14 protein-coding genes are annotated in these 19,872 nt (G+C 59.9%); 3 read left to right on the forward strand and 11 right to left on the reverse strand.

The annotated features are described in order from the left end of the window. Positions 1-102: 102 nt before the first annotated feature. The 7 genes from HMPREF2884_RS01520 to glf form a co-directional block, all read right to left on the reverse strand. Positions 103-1,035, reverse strand: a complete 933-nt coding sequence (locus HMPREF2884_RS01520; protein ID WP_070615007.1) for a type II secretion system F family protein — start codon at positions 1,033-1,035, stop codon at positions 103-105. Then, positions 1,032-1,886: a type II secretion system F family protein gene (locus HMPREF2884_RS01525; RefSeq protein WP_070615018.1), complete on the reverse strand. Its 855-nt coding sequence runs from the start codon at positions 1,884-1,886 to the stop codon at positions 1,032-1,034. Before HMPREF2884_RS01525 ends, HMPREF2884_RS01520 begins: the two co-directional genes overlap by 4 nt. Further along, complete coding sequence (locus HMPREF2884_RS01530) at positions 1,886-3,148, reverse strand: TadA family conjugal transfer-associated ATPase (RefSeq protein ID WP_070615019.1); 1,263 nt, start codon at positions 3,146-3,148, stop codon at positions 1,886-1,888. Before HMPREF2884_RS01530 ends, HMPREF2884_RS01525 begins: the two co-directional genes overlap by 1 nt. Before the next feature lie 467 nt (positions 3,149-3,615). After that, positions 3,616-4,389 carry an ABC transporter ATP-binding protein gene (locus HMPREF2884_RS01535; RefSeq protein ID WP_005505398.1) on the reverse strand — a complete coding sequence of 258 codons (774 nt, stop codon included), beginning with the start codon at positions 4,387-4,389 and terminating at the stop codon, positions 3,616-3,618. Positions 4,390-4,393: 4 nt separating this feature from the next. Next, positions 4,394-5,275 (reverse strand): ABC transporter permease, encoded by an 882-nt coding sequence (locus HMPREF2884_RS01540; protein ID WP_005505397.1) that lies wholly within the window; start codon positions 5,273-5,275, stop codon positions 4,394-4,396. Then, the gene (locus tag HMPREF2884_RS01545; RefSeq protein ID WP_060824554.1) at positions 5,272-7,278 is read right to left on the reverse strand and encodes a glycosyltransferase; all 2,007 of its coding nucleotides are present in this window, start codon (positions 7,276-7,278) and stop codon (positions 5,272-5,274) included. Before HMPREF2884_RS01545 ends, HMPREF2884_RS01540 begins: the two co-directional genes overlap by 4 nt. Before the next feature lie 2 nt (positions 7,279-7,280). After that, positions 7,281-8,468 carry a UDP-galactopyranose mutase gene (gene glf, locus HMPREF2884_RS01550; protein WP_060824553.1) on the reverse strand — a complete coding sequence of 396 codons (1,188 nt, stop codon included), beginning with the start codon at positions 8,466-8,468 and terminating at the stop codon, positions 7,281-7,283. A 619-nt stretch (positions 8,469-9,087) separates the two neighbouring features. Here glf and HMPREF2884_RS01555 point away from each other — a divergent pair. Continuing rightward, positions 9,088-13,611, forward strand: coding sequence for an FtsK/SpoIIIE domain-containing protein (locus HMPREF2884_RS01555; RefSeq protein WP_246827905.1), 4,524 nt, complete (start codon positions 9,088-9,090; stop codon positions 13,609-13,611). A gap of 65 nt (positions 13,612-13,676) precedes the next feature. Here HMPREF2884_RS01555 and HMPREF2884_RS01560 read toward each other — a convergent pair whose 3' ends face one another. Beyond that, entirely contained in the window at positions 13,677-14,117 is a 441-nt protein-coding gene (locus HMPREF2884_RS01560) for an alpha-N-acetylglucosamine transferase (protein WP_070615022.1), read from the reverse strand. 471 nt (positions 14,118-14,588) lie between these two features. Here HMPREF2884_RS01560 and HMPREF2884_RS01565 point away from each other — a divergent pair, with 471 nt between their 5' ends. Next, the gene (locus HMPREF2884_RS01565; protein WP_005505386.1) at positions 14,589-14,837 is read left to right on the forward strand and encodes a WhiB family transcriptional regulator; all 249 of its coding nucleotides are present in this window, start codon (positions 14,589-14,591) and stop codon (positions 14,835-14,837) included. Between the two features lie 154 nt (positions 14,838-14,991). On the opposite strand, the gene HMPREF2884_RS01570 is transcribed toward HMPREF2884_RS01565, so the two are convergent. From HMPREF2884_RS01570 to HMPREF2884_RS01580, 3 genes are all read right to left on the reverse strand, one after another. Next, positions 14,992-16,566: a sensor histidine kinase gene (locus HMPREF2884_RS01570; RefSeq protein ID WP_070615023.1), complete on the reverse strand. Its 1,575-nt coding sequence runs from the start codon at positions 16,564-16,566 to the stop codon at positions 14,992-14,994. Positions 16,567-16,872: 306 nt separating this feature from the next. Further along, a complete protein-coding gene (locus tag HMPREF2884_RS01575; RefSeq protein ID WP_070615025.1) occupies positions 16,873-18,561 on the reverse strand; it encodes a P-loop NTPase in 1,689 nt (562 codons plus the stop codon). Beyond that, positions 18,558-19,250 carry a CpaB family protein gene (locus tag HMPREF2884_RS01580; RefSeq protein ID WP_070615027.1) on the reverse strand — a complete coding sequence of 231 codons (693 nt, stop codon included), beginning with the start codon at positions 19,248-19,250 and terminating at the stop codon, positions 18,558-18,560. Before HMPREF2884_RS01580 ends, HMPREF2884_RS01575 begins: the two co-directional genes overlap by 4 nt. 362 nt (positions 19,251-19,612) lie before the next feature. On the opposite strand from HMPREF2884_RS01580, the gene HMPREF2884_RS01585 reads away from it, so the two are divergent. Further along, positions 19,613-19,846 carry a helix-turn-helix domain-containing protein gene (locus HMPREF2884_RS01585; RefSeq protein WP_005505378.1) on the forward strand — a complete coding sequence of 78 codons (234 nt, stop codon included), beginning with the start codon at positions 19,613-19,615 and terminating at the stop codon, positions 19,844-19,846. Positions 19,847-19,872: the final 26 nt, after the last annotated feature.

Below are 19,872 nucleotides of genomic sequence, written 5' to 3' on the forward strand. Positions count from 1 at the left end.
CTCCTTCTATCAAAGGGGGTAGTGTGTGGTTGGTGCGGCGCGCCAGGCAATCAGCCCAGCCCACCGCGGTGCAGCCGGTACAGTGTGTACCCGCCGCAAAATCTAAAAGTTCAAACGCATGAGCGACAGGCCCGGGAAGACCGCAAAAATTACAGTCAGCGGCAGGATGAAAAACACCACCGGGGCGAGCATCGCAATCTCCTTCTTACCGGCTGTTTCCATCAGCTCACGCTTAGCGTTATCGCGCACATCCTGAGCCTGCGCACGCAACACATCAGCCAGAGGGGTACCGCGCTCAATCGCAACAGCAATACCCTCAACGAAGCGGCTCAACGCCGGAACGCGAGTACGCTCCGCAAACTCCTGCAACGCGCTCAGCAGCGAAATACCGGTGCGGGTCTGCGCCAAAATCTCAGAAAACTCACGAGCCAACTCGCCGCGAGAGGTCAAACAGATACGTTCCAAAGCCGCCAGCGCCGACTCGCCCGCCGTCACCGACAGAGCCATCATCTCCGCCAGCGCCGGGAACTCAGCAACCAGCTGCTTCTCACGCTTAGTCACCGCCTCACCCAGCCACCAGTCACGCGCCAGAAAGCCGCTCAAACCACTCACCAGCACCAGCACAAGAGCCACCAGGATAGAGAAACGCTCCTGCACCACGCCAATGACGGTCAAGGCACTCATGACGGTCACACCGGCAAGAGCCCACAGCAGCTGCTCGGCACGAAACGCGCTCACACTCTGCGAAGAGCCAGCACGACGCAGACGCTCCTGCACCGAACTATCACTCAACGACGAGCCGCTCAACGACGAAGACAGCGAACGCAGAAGCGGTGCGCAGAACGCCGAAATCGCCTCCAGCAGGCTCGGCTCATGGCGCTCCTGCTCCTTCAACAGCGACTCACGCAGAGTCTCACCGCGCAGCTGCGACGCCACACGATCAGAAAACGAAATACTGCGAGTATTCAGCACCGACGAAAGAATCAGACCCACGCCGGTCGCCAACAGTAGACCAAAAATCAGAGGCAGGTTCACCCGAAAACCCTCCGTTCACGCGGCAACTCACCAATACGCAGCATCAGACGGTACGCCGCCAAAGAAATAGCGGCACCGGCAATCATCAGCATCGCACCGGCAAACGAGTTATAAACCATGCGCGCGGCAGGCTGAGTCGCCATCAGACACAGCACAAACCAGGGCGCCACGCAGGAAAGGCGAGCCGCATTCACAGTCCACGACTGGCGAGCCAGAAGCTCCGAACGGGTACGCGCATTCTCACGCAGAAAATCACTCAGCGTGCCCAGCAGCTTACCCAGGTCCGAACCGCCCACCTCGCGAGCAATCTTCAACGCCTCAATAATGGTGTCCGCCACCGGGTCAGAGAGGTACTCCTTCAAACGGTTCAGCGACGGCACAAACTCACCCGACGCACGGTAATCACGCGAGAAATGGGCGAAGGCATCACGCAACTCTTCCGGGCCGCGGTACGAGAGCTGAATCAGCGCCTCCGGCAGCGACAAACCCGCACGAATCGCCGAACGCAGGTGGTCCACCGCATCCGGCCACAACTGCCAAATACGGGCATCCGCCGCGCGAGCACGATGATTCACAATCACGCGAGGTGCCGCAAAACCACCAATCAGGCCCAGCAAGCCAAGCGGCAAAAGCTGAGTGACCATCAACAGCAGAACCGACGCGCTCACGCCGCTGGCAACGCTCACCCACATGAACGTGCGAGGAGTCAGCGAATGCATACCCGCCTTACGCAGCGCCACAACCAGCGCCGGGTCGTTACTCGGCTTCGGCGGCTTGCCGTTATCCGGAAAGCAGGAAAGGTAAATCAGGCAGACGCCCAACCCCAAAATCAGGCTCAGAAACAGAGGCATCACTGACCCGCTTTCGCGAGGGCCAGCACCTGCTCAGGACGGTGACCGGCACGAATCCAACGGTCCGGGTTCGGCAGCTCCAACGCCACGCACACCATCTGACCGTCACGGCGCACAAACAGCGGGGACATCTCAATCACTCCGTCCTCAACGCGGCCACCCAGCATGCTGATCTCTTCGACCTGACGCTGACCGCGCGAATCGCGGCCGCAATGCACCACAATGTCAAAGCAGGACGCCACGGTCGGCACCACGAACGCCGAGGAAATATTCTCGCCCGCCAGCAGCGGCAGGGTACAAATCTTGGTCACCGCGTCACGCGCCGAGTTCGCGTGAATCGTGCACATACCCGGCAGACCCGCGTTGAGCGCAATGAGCATGTCCAGGGATTCCGCCTCACGCACCTCACCAATGAGGATGCGGTCCGGGCGCATACGCAGAGCTTCCTTGACCAGGCGGCGCAGCTCAATCGCGCCGGTGCCCTCAAGGTTCGGCTGGCGGCACTGCAGGCCCACCACATCGCGTAGCGGAACCGCGAGCTCAAAGATTTCTTCGCACGTAATCACGCGCTCACGCGGCGGAATAGATGCCGACAGGCAGTTCAGCATCGTGGTCTTACCCGCCTGGGTCGCACCCGAAACGAGGATGTTCATGCCGCTCTCCACCGCCGCGTGCAGCAGGGACGCCGCGCCGGCACTCAGCGAGTTCATGCGCACCAGGTCGGGCAGGCGGCGGGCACGCACCACGAACTTACGGATATTGATGCTCGTGTGCCTGCGAGTAATATCCGGAATCACCGCGTGCAATCGGGAGCCATCCGGCAGGGACGCATCAACAAACGGGGAAGAAAGGTCCACGCGGCGCCCCGAAGGCTTGAGCATGCGCTCCAGCAGGCTATTGATTGCCTCGGCGCTCAGGTGCAGACCGGTCAATTCACTTTCGCCGTTGCGGGCGATAAAGATTTCATCGGGAGAGTTAATCCAGATTTCTTCAACGCTCTCATCATCGAGAAACGGCTGAATCACACCAAAGCCGCAGATTTCATCGTGCAGACGCTGAATCACGGATTCGCGGTCACCCAAATCCGGCAGGGAAATGCGGGCGCGCCGCTGCTCATAATCGGTCAGGTGCTCGTCAATGAGCCCGCGCACCGCATGCTGGTCCTCGTGCGGGTCCAGGCTGCGGTGGCGCATTGCCTCACGGATATTCTCCTCGAGCAGACTTAGATGCTCCGCCCGGGTATCCAGTACGGTGTTCTCCATTGAAATGATCCGATGCTGTGTGTGGTGTGGTTGTGTGGAATACGGTGAAGCATTGATACATCAATGCCACCATCACCCTACCCTCAGCACATCAAATTTATCAAAATGTAATAAAACGCCAATTAATATTTACGAGTATAGTATTTGAGTATTTTTGATGCATAGAATTGCACATATCGTTACCCAACGTGCACCAAAATCCAAAACACCTAGTCAGCTGTGACTCGCAGAACAGTTGCAGGTACGCCCCTCGAACCGCTCACCGTTGACCACCGCTATATTACACTCGGTGCACACGTAACATTTCGTCTTAAAAGCCGCAGCCCCCCTAGTAAACCGCAAGAACCCTACCCAGCAGCAGCGCCTTCCCGTGCGCAACTTTCGGGCGCTCCTTCCCAGGCACAGCAAAGGGGCGTGCACTCCCCCATCGGGAATACACGCCCCATCACAAGCGATACATCTAGCGGTTAGTCGCCGCCACGAATCACCTTCACGGCTTCCTTAATCGGACCGTCAAAACGCAGGTTACCGTGCTCCAGCACCACGCCGCGGTCACAAATCTTAGACACCAAATCCAGGTCATGGCTCACAACGGCAAGAGTCTTACCGGCAGAGCACAGCTCCTGAATCTTCGCAATACACTTCTTCTGGAACGGCTCATCGCCCACCGCAAGAATCTCATCCACCAGGAAGATATCCGGGTTCGTATGAACCGCAACCGAAAACGCCAGACGCAGGTACATACCCGAAGAGTAGAACTTCACCTCGGTATCGATAAAGTCGTGAATCTCAGCGAAATCCACAATCGAATCGAAGGAAGCCTCAATCTCATCCTTGGTCATACCCAAAATCGCGCCGTTGAGGTACACATTATCGCGACCAGTCAGATCCGGGTGGAAACCAGCGCCCACCTCAATCAGACCCGCAATATTGCCGCGCGTGAGAACCTCACCCTCATCGGCGCGCATCACACCAGAAATCATCTTCAGCAGCGTGGACTTACCCGAGCCGTTCAGACCCAGAAGAGCCACACGCTCACCCTGACGAATATCCAGGCTCACGCCGTTGAGCGCATTGAACTTCTCCGAAAGATCACCCTTGCGGCCCTTAATCAGCCACACAAAAGCTTCCTTCATCGAACGGGTGTGGCGCAGAACGAAGCGCTTCACCAAATTCTCCACGTGAATCACCACGGGAGCGTCCGGGCTCACCGGCGGGAACTCAAGCTTCTTAATATCCACAGAATCAGAGCTCCTGGGCGAAGTTGCCCTCAAACTTACGGAAGAGCAAATCACCAATCAAAACGGTCAGCAGAGAAATACCAATGGCAATCGGAGTCCAGAAGCTGAAGAGATGCGGAACCACCTGCGAAGCAGGAAGCGCCAAATCCTCAGGACGGAGCGTCGGATGCCAGAAGCCATAGTGGAACAGCTCCACCGCAACGGTCAGCGGGTTAATCATGAACACGTTGAACACCCACGGGTACAGGGTGTCACGCACCATGGTCCAGGAGTACAGCACCGGCGAGAACCAAGTAGCCACCATCAGCAGCATGTCCACGATGTTCTCCGAATCTCGGAAGAACACGTTAGCCACACCGAAAATCAGACCCAGACCATAGGACAGCAGCATCACGATGAGCATGCCCGCCAGAATCGACTCAAAAGCCAACAAGGACGGATGCCAGCCCACCGCAAAGCATGCCAGGAGCATGACCACAATCTGCGGCACAAAATGCACCAGAGCCACCCACACCGTAGACAGCGAAAACAGCTCACGCGGCAGGTAAATCTTGCGAATCAGAGCACTGTTAACCACCATGGCGCGAGCACCATTGCCGAACCCCTCCGAGAAGAAGTTAATAGCAATCATGCCCGAGAAAAGATACACAGCGTAGTTGTGCATACCGCGTTCCAGGCCAAGGAAAAGACCCATGGCAATGTAGAACACCAGGAACTGCACACCCGGCTTAATGTAGGACCACAGAATACCCAGCACCGAGCCGCGGTAGCGGACCTGGATTTCCTTATCGACCAGAAGTCGAAGCAGGTAGCGATTCTTCATCGCATCCAGGATGCCGCGGCCGCGACCGGGCGCCTTCAGGGGAACAGACTTCAAATCGCTCATCGGGTCAGCTCAGAATCCGTATGCTCAGCAAAGGTCTTAGCCCACGCATCGTAGGACGCAACCTCTGCAGCCTTCGAACGGTACTGCTCACGCAGCTGCTCCCAGCCGGTCACCAGCTGGACGTGCAGCTTAGCTGCCTGAGCCAGCTTCGACTTCAACTGCTCGGGGTCGCGGCGGTACCAGAACAGGCCGGTACCCTCAGCGTTAGTCGCCAGAGCCGAATCGAACTTCGACAGGGTCCACCAGTTGGTCTCACCGTAGTTCAGCTGAATCTGCGGGTGAGCCTTCGCCTCTTCGCTCACCGGCTTGAACAGCTGACGAGCAACAGTCTTCGCGGTCCAGGAAGCAAGCTTCTTGTAACCGGGGGATGCGAAGGAACGGCGGCCACGGAACGGAGGCTTCTTCGTCTGGATAGCCGGGAAGTCATCCACGTTCGGCTTCACCTGAGACTCCGGGTATTCCTTAGCCATCGCACGAATCACCGGCAGACGCTGCGAGAGCGAGGGGTGCAGGTGATCGGGGCCGGAGAGCAGATCCTCCAACGCCATCAGGCGGCCGGCCTCAGTGTAGTACTGCATGGACAGGGTGTGCTTGACGTCCAAGAACAGGGACTCCAGCAGCACGCGGCCACCCTTATCGAAGGGCGAGTGCAGCAGCGCCGTAATGAGGCGGTTGCGCTCGTGGTAGTACGCCTGCCAGCCGACCGAGTCATCCTTATCGGTCCAGGACACGTGCCACACGCCCGCACCGGGGAAGGACACGGTAGCGAAGCCCGCGGCCTTAGCGCGCAGACCGTACTCAGCGTCATCCCACTTCAGGAACAGAGGCAGGGACAGACCGATTTCCTTGATGACGGCGGTCGGGATGAGGCACATCCACCAGCCGTTGTAGTCCACGTCCACGCGGCGGTGCAGCCACGGGGTGTTACGCAGATTGTGGTGGCCCAGGTTGTGACCCATAGCCATGTCTTCGTGCGGCTTAGCGTAGAAGTTACGCCACGGGTCAACAACCTCACCGAACGCGTGCAGGACCGAGCGGTCGAACATGTCGAACATGTGCGCACCCACGATGGTGGGTTCCTTGCAGTAGTTCGCGAAGGTCACCATACGCAGAATCGACTCGGGCTCAACGATAACGTCATCATCGAGCAGCAGCACGTAATCGGAACCGTTGTTGACAGCCTCGAACATACCGCGCGAGAAGCCACCGGAACCACCCAGGTTGCCCTGGTTGATAATACGGAACTTACCGGAGAGGGGCTTAACGACCTCTTCGAAGTCCTCGTGGTCCTGCACCTTCTGGGTGCCCTGGTCCACAATCAGGAACTCGTGCACGGCATCGAAAATCTCGGGGCTCTCACCCAGAGCACGAATGTTGTTAATGCAGTACTCCACCTTGTTCATGGTGGTAATCTGCACAGTCGCCTGACCGGCCTTCACGTCTGCGCGGGGCTCAATATCGCCCAGCCAGTTCGCCTCAACCAGCTCAAGGTCGCCGGTGCCAGCCAGGTCGAACCAGTACCAGCCGCCGTCACCGAACGGTGCCAGGGGCAGGGTGAAGGTGTTGGTCTCCTCGCCGGAGAGCAGCTTCGCATCCACGCGCTGAATCACGCCACGGCCGTTGGACTTGTACACAATGACCATGCCCTCGCCGCGAGTCTGAACGCTCAGCACAACCTTCTGCAGGTCAGTCCAGCGGCGCCAGTACGAGGCGGGGAACGCGTTGAAGTACGTACCGAAAGACAGGCTCTGGCCCGCGTTCACGGTGATGGAGCGGCGGCTGTTCAGGCTGTTCGCGGCATCACGGTTCGCGCTAGCGTTCGACACAGACTGACCGGAGGTGTTCATCGCCTCCGCAATGGAGGTGGAAGCATCGCCGTCAATACGGGTCGGCAGCTGAACGCCGGTTGCGACACTCGCGTCCACGTACAGGGGCACGACGTCAGTCTCAACCGCGCTCGGGAAAATAACCCGCTGCAGGTTCTTCAAAGTCTTATCAGCCATGGTTATGCGTCAACACCACCGGACTCGAGCTTCGCACCGTTAGCGAAGTGCGGGCGGATCTTGTTGTCGAACATGGACAGTGCAGCGCCGATAGCCATGTGCATATCCAGGTACTTGTAGGTACCCAGGCGGCCACCGAACAGCACGTTGTTCTCGCCCTTAGCCAGGTCGCGGTACGCCAGCAGCTTCTCACGGTCCACGGAGGTGTTGACCGGGTAGTACGGCTCGTCACCCTTGTTCGCGAAGCGAGAGTACTCGCGCATGATGACGGTTGCGTCCTTGGTGTAGTCACGCTCGGGGTGGAAGTGACGGAACTCGTGGATGCGAGTGAAGGGAACATCAGCATCGGGGTAGTTCATCACGGAGCAACCCTGGAAGTCCTCAATCGGCAGGACTTCTTCTTCCAGGTCGATGGTACGCCAGGACAGGTCGCCCTCAGCGTAGTCGAAGTAGCGGTCAACCGGGCCGGTGTAGACCACGGGAATCTGACCCAGGACGTTCTCGCGAGAGTACTGGTGACCGGGCTCGAAGAAGTCAGTGTTCAGGTGCACCTCAATGTTCGGGTGCGCCGCCATACGCTCCAGCCATGCTGCGTAGCCGTCAACGGGCAGACCCTCGTACTTGTCGTTGAAGTAGCGGTTGTCGTAGTTGTAGCGAACCGGCAGGCGGGAAATGATGGATGCGGGCAGCTCTTCCGGCGGGGTCTGCCACTGCTTAGCGGTGTAGTGCTTGATGAACGCCTCGTACAGGGGGCGACCAATCAGGGAGATACCCTTATCGTTCAGGTTCTGCGGGTCGGTGCCAGCCAGCTCGCCAGCCTGCTCAGCGATAAGCGCCTTTGCCTCTGCGGGAGAGTAAGCTGCGTTGAAGAACTGGTTGATGGTACCCAGGTTAATCGGCATGGGGTAGACGATGCCGTTGTGGCGGGTGTACACGCGGTGCACATAGTTGGTGAACTCGGTGAAACGGTTCACGTACTCCCAGACACGCTCGTTGGAGGTGTGGAACAGGTGCGCACCGTAGCGGTGCACCTCAATACCGGTCTGCTTCTCCTTCTCGCTGTATGCGTTACCACCGATGTGGGAACGGCGGTCCAGCAGGGCAACCTTCAGGCCCAGCTCAGTGGCAGCCTGTTCTGCGATGGTCAGACCAAAGAGGCCCGAACCGACTACTACGAGGTCAGCGGTCAATGTTTTCTCCTGTATTATCACGGCGCACCGCCGCTTCTGCGAGGGCGGTATTCACCTACCAGATTGGACACATCCGAGTGTTCTCAGTCGCGCCGCAATCCGCACGGGTGGAGGCAAAAAGCGTCACCCGTGATGGATATAGTCATAATCTAAGATACCCGTTTATCATGCGTCACGCATACTTATGACGTGCTTTTAGGGGCTTTTGGACTATTGTTCGCGCACTCTTTCTCCGAGTGAATATTCTTCGCGAACCCCGAGGTCACGCCGGTCTGAGACAGTTCTTTCTTCTGCGTATTTTTACGGTCTACTCATGGTGAAGGAATTTTATTTACGGGTAAATATTCACCCTGCCCTAGTTGCGGCGGTAATTAGCCGCCACCTAGAACTGTAGGCGCAAGGGGTGGTTCGAGGGGGCGTTTCATGACTCTCACACGCTACAAAGAAGTACCCCCATCAGCACTTTTGGGGATGCACACCGGTGTATGCGAGAGGTGATTGAGGTGGTTTATCCACAATTTTTCGAAAAACAGGGCGAAAAATTCAAAAAATACGAACACTTTAGTTTATATACAGACAATTTATTGAGCCTTAATGCTTTTTAATGTTTTCTGAGGGTATGACTCTCTTCTTTCTCGACCACCACAACACCACCCTCCCCTACCCCCGCGTACTCCGACTCGACGGCGAGGCGGCACCCACCGGAATACAGCTGCGCCCCGGTAGCGCACACCGGCAGGCTCTAGAGCAGGCGCTCAACCACGCCCTGCAACACTCTGCCGCCGGCGCGCACGCTCAGGCACAGGAGACTACGTTCCAGCTACGCCCAGCGCACGATAAGGATCCCGCCGGAGCCTCGATTGCGCCAAACAGCCACATTCCGAACGAATCTCAAACTCCGGGCGCGCCCGCCGTCAGCCTCCTGCACATTCTGCGCGGACCCGACGCGGGCGCAACCTTCCCCATTATCCGCGGTCGCACCAGCCTCGGCAGGGCGGCACTACCTGCCCGTGGAGGAGAACAGCCGCACCACATTCACCTGCAAGACCCCTTCCTCAAGCCGGTGCACGGCAACTTCTACGCCGATAGCTCCGGCATCCGTTGGATCGAGAAACGCCCCTCCGCAAGCGAGGGTAGCGAGAAGGTGCAGAGCAGTATGAAAGCACAGGGCGGCAAGAAGGTGCAGGGCGGCAAGAAGGTGCAGAGCGCCGAGCCGCGCATCCTGCGCTGGGACGAGCCTTTCCGCCTCGGCTCCTCACTCTGCATGCTCACCTCACCCAGCGCCGACCGCGAACACACCGCCAAGAAGGCGAGCGCCACCGCTTCCACCGGTTCCTCCCTGGCTTCTTCCCCCGACTCTTCCAGTGGCGAGCCCGCGCAGACGCTCGCTCCCCTGGGCGATGCTGGCGATCCCTTTGAGCCGGTGGTGGTGAACCCTCCCGCGCCGCGTAAGCTCAAGCAGATTCTGTTGAGCGTGTGCCTGCCGATTGTGGTGGGCTTGATTATTGCGCTGGTGACCGGTATGTGGTTCCTTCTGCTAATGTCTGCGGCGTCTTCACTGCTGATGCTTCTGCATTTCTTTGGCGGTCGGGCAGAGAACCGTGCCGCATCGCAGCAAACTCATCAGGCGGCACTGCAAGAGAAGGAACGTGCCCTCGCCCTGCCGACCGCGGGCGACCTGGCGATTTCGGGTCCCTCCACTCTGCATGATGCCGCCTACCCGGCTATTGTGCTCGGGTGCGGTCCCCGCCAGCCCTACCTGCGCGGCCGCAACCTCCCCCTGAGCGCTCTGGATAAGCAGGATGCGCCCCACTATCTGCCGCTACCCACCCCGACTCTCGGTCACTACCTGCAGCTGGAGGAGGCGCATCTGCGCGCCTACCTGGTGCAGCTGGTGGCGGGTTATCCGGGTTCGGTGCATGTTCTGCTGGCTGACGCTGATAGAGCTGATCAGCTGCGGACCAATAGTCTCTTGCAGACTCTGGCTGTGGTGCCGGGGGTGAGCGTGCATTGTCTGCCGGGTGTGCAGCAGGAGAAGTATCTGCAGGCCCTGCAGAGCAGCTTGCAGTCGGAGCTTTCGGTTCCGCCGCTGATTCTCATGCCCCTGCAGGCGAGCCCTGTCTACGCTCCCCTGCTGACCGCACTAACCTCCGGTGCTATCGCTGAGGGTTCGCAATCCCGCGCGCTCTCCTCCCCGCGTGAGCAGAAGATGAACGCCCCTGCGCTCTGCGTGCTGGGCAGTGCTGAGGGTGATAATTCCGCACATGCACCCGGTGCGCTTTTTGGTGCCGCCTGGGTTGAGTGCGCGAGTGAGGGTAGCCACCGTCAAAGCATCCGTTACCGCGCGCAGGGCTATGCGATGCCTCCGGTGCAGCCCACCGAGGGTGTCTACCAGGTGCATCCTCTGGCGTGTGAGGGTCTGTGCCAGCACGCCGATGGGCTCAGCCTCGAGGCGTTCTGTGCCGCTCTTGAGAACCTGTACCGCGCCGGGTGCGAGCAGGAGCAGGGCGCGCTCAGTGAGGGGCAGGTGCACCAGTCGGCGCATCTGTTCTCATCTCTTCAGCAGCAGAACCGCGCCGATGACATGGCGGTGGAGTCTGTTCTGCAGCGCTGGTCCGCTCAGCGTTACGCCTCCGATATTCGCTGCTACCTGGGTGTTTCTTCGGGCGGTTCGCTGAATATTGGTTTATCTGAGCACGGTCCGCACTGGTTGCTCGGTGGCACGACCGGTGCTGGCAAATCGCAGCTGCTGCGTTCGCTGGTACTCAGCGCTGCGCTACGTTACCCGCCCGAGCGTCTGGGCCTGATTCTGGTGGATTTCAAGGGCTCTGCTGGTTTGGGTCCTCTGGCTCAGCTGCCGCATGCACTCAGCGTGTTGAGTAATTTTGATGTGTCGGCGGTGGAGCGTGCGCTCGAATTTTTGCGCGCCGATATTCACCGCCGCGAGGTGGATCTGCAGGCGCTCGGTGTGAACTCCTACCGCGACTACTTGGCGTCCTGCCAGGCTGCGGGCACGATTCCGCGCTACCCCGAGCTGCTGATTGTGGTGGATGAGTTCCGCATGCTCATCGATTCCATGCCGGATGCTATGGCTGAGCTGATGCGCATTGCCACGATTGGTCGCTCGCTGGGTCTGCATCTGGTGTTGGCGACTCAGCGTCCGCAGGGTGCTATTTCGCAGGATATTCGCGCCAATATTGCCGCGAGCATTTGCCTGCGCGTGGCGAGCGCTCAGGATTCCTATAACCTGCTGGAGCATGAGTCTGCGGCGTATATTTCGGCGGCGCATCCGGGTGCCGGGTATGTGCGCCTGCCGGATGGTCGTTCCCTGCCGTTCCGCGCCCCGCTGGTGGATGCGGTCCCCTCGAGCAGCGATGCCCGTCCGGTGCAGGTGTTGGGTCTTGAGGAGGGCGGCTGGCGTGAGCTGTCTGCCGCTTCTGCCGTTCAGAAGGGCGGCGGTAATGAGGATGAGCTGCTGATTCGTTCGGCGCAGCAGATTCGTGCGCTCTATGAACGCGAGTACGCGCCGAGGAGTCTTCAGAAGAATGCAGCGGTTCAGGATGAGTACTGCCCGATTCCACCGGAGCTTCCCGAGAACACCCCGCTGCCCGTGGTGGAGGCGCCGGTTAGCAAACCGGTAGCGTACGGCACTGACCCGGCGGCTACCCCGCAGGAGCCTGCAGACTCTGGCGTTGCCTCCGAAGGGTATCTATTGGGTGAGCTGGAGATTGCCCGCTACGGTGTGCGCCGCCCGATCAGCTGGTCGGGTCAGCAGGCGCTGGCATTGCTGGCGCAGAGCGCCGAACGAGCCCCGATGCTTTACGGGCTTTTAGCTCAGGCATTCGCCGCCCGCACGCCGGTTGTTCTGCTGACCTCTGACGGTGCGCTCTACCGCGACCTGGAACCCTACGCCGGTGCCTTTGAGTCGCTCGTGGGTGCACAGGAGCTTTCGCATCTGCGTTTCTGTCTGGAGGAACTGCGCACCCCGAATCTGTGGGGCCCCGAGGCTTCCGCCCGCCCGCTCATTGTCGTGGACGGCCTGGACAGCTGGCTGGAGGTGCTGGTCCGCCAACCCGATACGGAGAACCTGCTCTACGATCTGCTCTCACAGGGGTGCCGTCGCGGCTATTCGGTGGTGTTCACCTCCGCCTTGAACCCGCGCGGTCGTTTCGCTGCTGCGGCACATTCCACGCTGTTGAGCCGCCGCTTCTTGGAGGCCGATCTGATGCGTTCGACGAGCAAGGACTACCCGACCCCGGCGCAGAGCCACTACTGCGTGGAGGGTGCCATCAATGAGGAGTTAATCGGGGATCAGCCGCTGAGCGCTTCGATTCTTTCGCCCTGCGTTGCGGGTTTCCAGGAGCTGGTTCAGGTTCTGCGACGCAACGCGGCGAGCGCTTCGAGCGGGTCAAACACTCGCCCCGGCACTCTTCTGCGGCAGTTCCCCGAGTACTATCGCATGCCCTCGACCGAGTACGTGACCGCCGCCCACGCCGCATGCAATCCGCAGGGCGCTAAGCTGTTGGTCGCATTTGACCGCCGGCAGATGCCGGTGTGGTTGAGCGCCCCGGCTGGCGCGGTAGTTCCGGTGCAGGGTTCCCGGTCGGCGGGTAAAAGCACCCTGCTGAAAAGCATTGCTCGACTCAACCCGCAGCTGGATACCCTCGTCCTTGAGGGTTCTGGCGGCGCATCGGGTGATGGCGGCACGTCGGGTGAGCCGCCGAGCGTGGAGCGTACCCGCGCACTCCTGGACTCAGTGACAAACCCCGCGCGCACACTCGTGCTCATTGACGATCTGCAGTACCTGCAGCCCGCCGTTCAGCAGCTACTTCTGGAGCGTCGGGGCGAGTTCCGCGCCATGCTGGTCGCCTACACACCCTGGCCGAGGCGCGCCTCCTCACCCCTGCTGGCTGCGCTCATGGGATGCTCGCGTGCGCTTCTGCTCGCGCCCGCGTCCCTAGCGGATGCCGACATGTGCACGGTGACCGCGCTACCTCTGGATCGATTCACGCAGGGCGAGCAGCCCGCCGGTCGCATCGTGGTGGTCGATGGCGCCTCCGTGTGCGCGGCGCAGGTTCCCCTGGCACTGACCACGGCTGCACAGGCTATAACAGCTACGCAGAAGGTGCCGGTAGCGGTCTAAAGCTGAGCACTCTAGCGCCGAGCTATCTAGGGTTTAGCGGCGTTAGGGGTTTACGCTCTAGGGGTTTAACGGCGTCGGCGGCTGTACTTCTCCGCTTCTTCGCCCGACTCCTCAGTGACCGCCTCAATATAGCGGCGGCTACTGGGCATGAGCACGAAGACGAAGGCAACCGCCGCGCCAATAACACCCGCAATCGTGATGAGCTGGCCGATATTCAGGCCGTAAGCACTCACGTTCATGACGAGGGTGCTTGCGGTGACCCACAGGGTGCAGAGGGTAATCAGAATCATGGGCAGGCGCGAACCGAAGCGGCCGCGGTAAAAACGCAGCCCAAAGTAGGTCATGCCCGCTGCAATGAGCACCTGGAGTACGCCGCCCACAATCGCCTGGGCGGTAGACATACCGCTGACAATAAAGGGGTAGAGGATGCCGCGAATCAGAATGTATGCCGCAAAGACTTCGGTCAGAACAAATGCGTAAATGACGTTGAACGGACGTGACGTCACGGTGGGCTCCTCATGGGTAGTGGCGGGGCAGACCGGGGTGTATTCGGCCTGATGCGCTGGTGCGTTAGCGGGTGGGCGCTCCCCTGCCTCGGGTTCGCCTCGGGTTCACCGCCTCGTCGTCGGTGCGGTATTTCAGGGGTAGGTACCGCTTTATATTATGCCTGAGGCGCCGCTCACCCAGCCGCCCGCGCCTCGCCCATGAGACGGGGTGCAGACTATGCGTGTCAGGATGCGATTCTTCACCCCATCAATTAGACAAAGGTTTGCCTAAGTGATAGATGCCTCAGCGTAATACTGAAGTTTTTAGAGAAAAGTACTTGTCACATCCGCTCCAACATGCGAAAGTTGATAAGTCAATTTTCACCCTAACGCTGGGTGAGCATCCCGTCAGCGGATGTATTTGACACGCGCACAGGAAAATAGATGTGTCTTGCCACCGCGTGAGACCGTAAATCATGAAGGAGGTCCACCGTGGATTGGCGTAGTCGTGCAGCTTGTTTGGACAAGGATCCGGAGCTGTTCTTCCCCGTAGGAAACACCGGACCTGCCCTGTTGCAAATTGAAGAGGCTAAGACTGTCTGCCGCTCTTGCGAGGTTGTAGACGTCTGCCTGAAGTGGGCCATCGAGACCGGCCAGGACTCCGGCGTATGGGGTGGCACCAGTGAAGACGAGCGTCGTGCGATGAAGCGTCGCGCAGCTCGTGCCCGCCGTGCATCCTAACTTCCGGAGTATTCAATAGGGCATCAAAAGCGTGGTGCAGTGACTTTATGTCGCTGCACCACGCTTTTGCCATATACAGAACCTATCTAGACAGCAAACTGCCGCCACCCCGTACTCGGGGCGGCGGCAGTTCTACATGTCATACGAGAAGGGCTTAGACGAGCACCGCGGTAATCACCACGCGGGTGCCCTTCGGTTCATTAGCCTCCCAGCGAATCGAGCCGTTCAGCTCGCTCGCCACCAGGGTACGCACAATCTGCATGCCCAGGCCTTCCTTACCGGTCACCGGGCGGTAGGCGTTCGGGCCGGACTCTTCAATCTTCTTATCGCCCATGCCCTTACCGTCATCAGTAATCACGACGGTGAGGATGTTCTCACCCTCATCGTTGGTGCCGCGAATACCCTCGAGAGTCACGGTGCCGGTCTCGCCGTCCAGGCCGTGCTCCACAGCGTTCGCGACAACCTCGTTGATAACCAGTGCCAGAGGGGTAGCGAACTGGCTCGGCAAAGACCCAAAGGAGCCAATCAGCTTGGTAGACACGTGCTGACCGGGGGAAGCAAGCTCAGCGGCAAGGTGGAACTGACGCTCAATCAGCTCATCAAAGTCGACGTTCTGAGTCAGGCCCTGCGAAAGCGCCTCGTGCACGGTAGCAATCGTTGCCACGCGGCGCATCGCCTGCTCCAGGCCCTGACGTGCCTCATCAGTGGTCATACGGCGCGACTGCAGGCGTAGCAGAGCGGACACGGTCTGCAGGTTGTTCTTCACGCGGTGGTGAATTTCGCGGATGGTCGCGTCCTTGGTCATAAGTTCCAGTTCGCGGCGGCGCAACTCGGTCACGTCACGGCAAAGGATCACGGCGCCCTCACGCTCGATGTGAGCACGCCTCTGTGCCAGCAGCGGGATGGATCGCATGGTCACACGGGCACGAGCAATAACCAATTCGGTGCGCAGGTCGCTGCGTCCGGCAAGGACCAACTGCAGAGTTTCATCCGCCTGCTCACCGGCAGGAAGCATCGCACGGGTGACATCGGCAAGGTTTCGCTTTTCGAGGTAGCCGGTCATGCCCATGCGGTTGTACATGGAGTTCGCATTCGGGGAGGCAACCACCACGCGGCCGGCGGGGTCAAGCACAATAATGCCGTCGATCACGCGGGGGTTGCCCTGGGTGTTATTTCCCTGGGCGAGGGGGTCGGGCCACAGGCCGGAGTGCACCATGGAGAGCATGGTGTCAGCAGTATATTCGTAGACCTCGTCGCTGATGGAGGGGTAGCCACTGGGTGTGGCAATCTTGTGGCTGGTCAGCAACGCAATGGTGCGGTTGTTGCGCACGATAGGCACGAAGGTTACGTGTACGCGCGGGCGGGCACCAACGCCCTCACCGCTTCCTTCGTCGGTGTAGGTGCTGATGTTCTGGTCAATCCAGACGCGGTATGCTTCGTCGCGGATTCCGTCTTCCATGTCGTGGTCGATGATGTCGTGGTGGAAGAGGGTTCGGACATTGGAGGGGCGCACGTGCGCGAAGGCACGGAAAGTACTGGTTACGCTGGGACCGGATACGGCGTCCGGGGAGCTGCCGTCGGCAACAACGTAGTCGGTGGGGAACCATAGAACCAGGTCACTCTGGGCAATGTCAGAGATGACCTGCCATTCGCCCATGATGAGGTGAACGCGTTCAGTGTCGCCGGGACCGAAGTCGCAGGCGCTCATAATTCCTTCTGCAAAAGACATATGTTTGTGTGCTTCCCTAAGTTCGGGTGTGTTCAACCATTTTACGGTTTGTTCGCCGCAAATCCCATTCAAACGACAATACGTGGAATAGTTTACAGAGCATTTCTTGGAGCGCGCTTTTTAATCGCATATATGACGCAGCGCAATGAGATGCACCCCTCAGTTGTACAGTGAGGCATTCGCACTACTCCCCCGTTTCGACCCCCGTGTGAAGGCGCAAAAACCCGGCGTATCGGCGCTCCCATGTTCTGAGAGGAATACCGATAAGCCGGGCTTTTTAGCAAGCGCTAGTTATAGCTGACGGGCCTACGCGCCGGGGCGTACCGCGTACATACCCTCGAGCATCGCCTCCAGGGACTGCACGACCGCGTGGCGGGGTGCGACCTCCAGCAGCGCTTCACCGTTGCGGCGCAACCGGTCCATGACCTTACGCTCGTACGGGATCACGCCGGTGAGCGGAACCGACAGGTAGCGCGCCCAGTTATCGCTCATCTTAGCCTCGGGATTGAATCCGGCGGCTTCGCGGCGGCTACGATTGAGCCAGTACTGCACATCCGTTTCTGGGGCGAAAAGATCCGGGCGCGACTGCACCTCGCGGGCGAGGTTAATCAGGCGCGGCAGACCGATGACGTCCGCTTCGCCCAGCGCAATCACGCGATCGGCACAGGCGAGCGCGGTGAGGGTCGCGGCGTTACGGCGCGGTGCCGGGCCGTCAAAGGTCAGTTCCTCATCGACCTCAATGGGGGCGGCAACATCGCAGATGACCAGGTCGTAACGGTGTTTGAGCCATTCGAGCACCTCGGAGAAGGCGCGGGCACGCACCTCGGGCCAACGCGAGGAGGAGGTGATGCCGCTCAAGAAGTCGAAGGTGCCGTTTTTGAGGGGCACGCGCTCCATGATGGCACCCGCCTTTTTCTCGTCAAGCTGGGCACGGTCGGCGTCCGAGCAGAGAATTGCCAGGCCGGAGCCGGTATCCTCGAGCGCCATGAGCGCATCCAGGCTGGGCGCGTAGGTGTCTGCGTCGATGAGGCAGACCTGCTGACCCTGCTGCGCCGCGAGGGCGGCGAGGTTGAAGGCAATAGTGCTTCGACCGGGCGCACCGTGAGTGCCCCAAACGGTCACGATTTTGCCGAGGCGGTGGCCGGGCTGGTAGCGGGAGGGCGCGGCGGGGTCCTGGTTAATGTCCGGGTGTTGCGGCAGGGGGCCGTCGTTGCTCTCGTTCTGCACATGCAGGGCGTAGTCGCTGCCGGGTGCGAAAGAGTCGACGATGGCGGCGGCCTGGCTGAGCACGGATTCCTCGTTGCTGGGCACAACGGAGGAGGCTTCCGCCGGGTCATGCGCGCCGGATGCACTGGGTGCGCCGGGCGCGTTTCCAGCGGGCACCGCGGGGTCGATTCCGTAGCTTCCGTAGTCGGCACCGTAGGGTGCGCCAGCGTTTACGGCAGTACCCGCGGCGGGGTCGTAGCCGTAGCCGCCCGACCCATGGCCAGCAGCTCCGTTATCGTAACCGTAGCCGCCGTATCCACTGTCGTAGCCGTAGCCTGCATCGTAGCCGTAACCAGCGTCCTGACCGTAGGCGGCCTCCGGGTGGTGCACAACAGGCTGAACGGGCTGCTGAGCCGGCATCTGCGCGGGAATGCCGTAGCCTGCGGTGGGTCGGGCGAGCGCCGCATCCACAGCCTGTTCGAGCGAGCCCAGAATCTCTTCGAGAGCAGCTTCGGGGCGGATTCGGTGCGCCTGCGTGGGCAGCGGCAGGTTGTCCGGGGCGATAATCGCCAGGAGCACTTCAGAGGCGGCGAGCGTATCCACGGTGGAGGCGCTCATTTCGGCGGGCACATGGACGCAGAGCAGCACGCGGGCAATGCCGGTGTGCGCCATGCCGACGGCTTCGCTGAAGTCCTGCACGGTACGCGCCACGGAAACGCGGCCGCGCTGGGATTCGATGCGGGTCAGGAGCGAACCGTCATCGCCGTAGAGGATGACGGGGATGTTCACTGGCCCTCCCCGTAGGTGCCGGGGATGAGGCTGATCTTGGAGTCGCTGTTGCTTTCTTTCACGAGGTCGGTGAGGGCTTCTTCCTTGACCCACAGCTGCACGGTTGCTTTGCCGTTGGCGCCGAGCACGCCCTCGTCGACAGTGATGGCGACGATTTCTGCGTTGGTGACGATGGCGCGGGCACCGTTTTCGGCGCGGTTATCGCTCTTGGTGTCGGGGTTGCGCGGGCCGGAGGTCCACACGTCTACGCGCTCGCCTGCCTTGAGTGCGGAGGCGGCGGTGCGGTCAATGCTGACGGTGACGAGGCGGCGCCCCGGGGAGGTTTCAGTGCCTACCGATTCTTTGCTGATGAGGTTGCCGGCGGGGATGCGCTGAATCGCGATTTTGCCGTTCATCTGCGCGGCATCGGCGCGGGTGAAGTACTTGTCTTTGGCGGAGTCGATGTTCGCTTCGATTCGGGCTAGTTTGTCTTCGGTGATTTTTTCGCCGAGGCGGATTTCGCTTTTGGCGGTGTAGTACTCGGTTTTGCTGTTATTTGCCTGCACGTAGAGCTGCACGCCGGTGATGGAGGCGAGCACGAGTAGTACACCGAGAATGAATCGCCAGTCTTTGACGGTGGGCCTTTTGAGACGTTTGGCGTGGGGCTCGGTGAGGGTGGAACGCTTCGTCGCGTTCTGTCGTATGCGCATGATGTGGTTGTGCCTTTCGGTGCGGAAGCCGGCGGTGATTCCGGGTGTTGTTCAACTGACCGATGAGCGAGTGGTGTGTTTTCGATAGTGCTTTATTTGGTTCTGACACTAACCCTAACAGCATATTTCATTTAGTACTCTCTCTCAACAAGAGCCGTGTTTATGAAATATTTTTGAGTCTTGCCCCTTTTGAAGGGGTGATTAGATAACTTTTCAGCTCATATAAGGCTTTTTGCGAGCAAATTTCACGGTGATGGCATATACTGAAAGTACTCAATAGATGTTCTGTATGGACTCTATGTAAAAGGCTACTAACGGTAGCTAGGGGCCCAGGATTTCACTCACGGAAAGGATCCAATTCGATGACTGCACCTCGTTTCCTCACTCTGAGCGACGTCGCCGAGGAGCTGCAGGTTTCGCTTTCGCAGGTACGTGCTCTGGTGCGTAGCGGCGAACTTCCCGCCATTCAGATTGGTGGACGTAACCAGTGGCGTATTGAACGCTCTCGCTTTGAAGAGTACATTACCGAGCGCCACGAGCAGACTCTGGAGGCGATTGCTTCCGGCAAGCTCACTGCAAAGGCTAAGGTCGATTAGTAGTTCGACATGCACCTCGCGGGCGT

Source organism: Rothia sp. HMSC073B08 (genome assembly GCF_001812975.1).
In the GTDB taxonomy this organism is placed as follows: Bacteria; Actinomycetota; Actinomycetes; order Actinomycetales; family Micrococcaceae; genus Rothia; species Rothia mucilaginosa.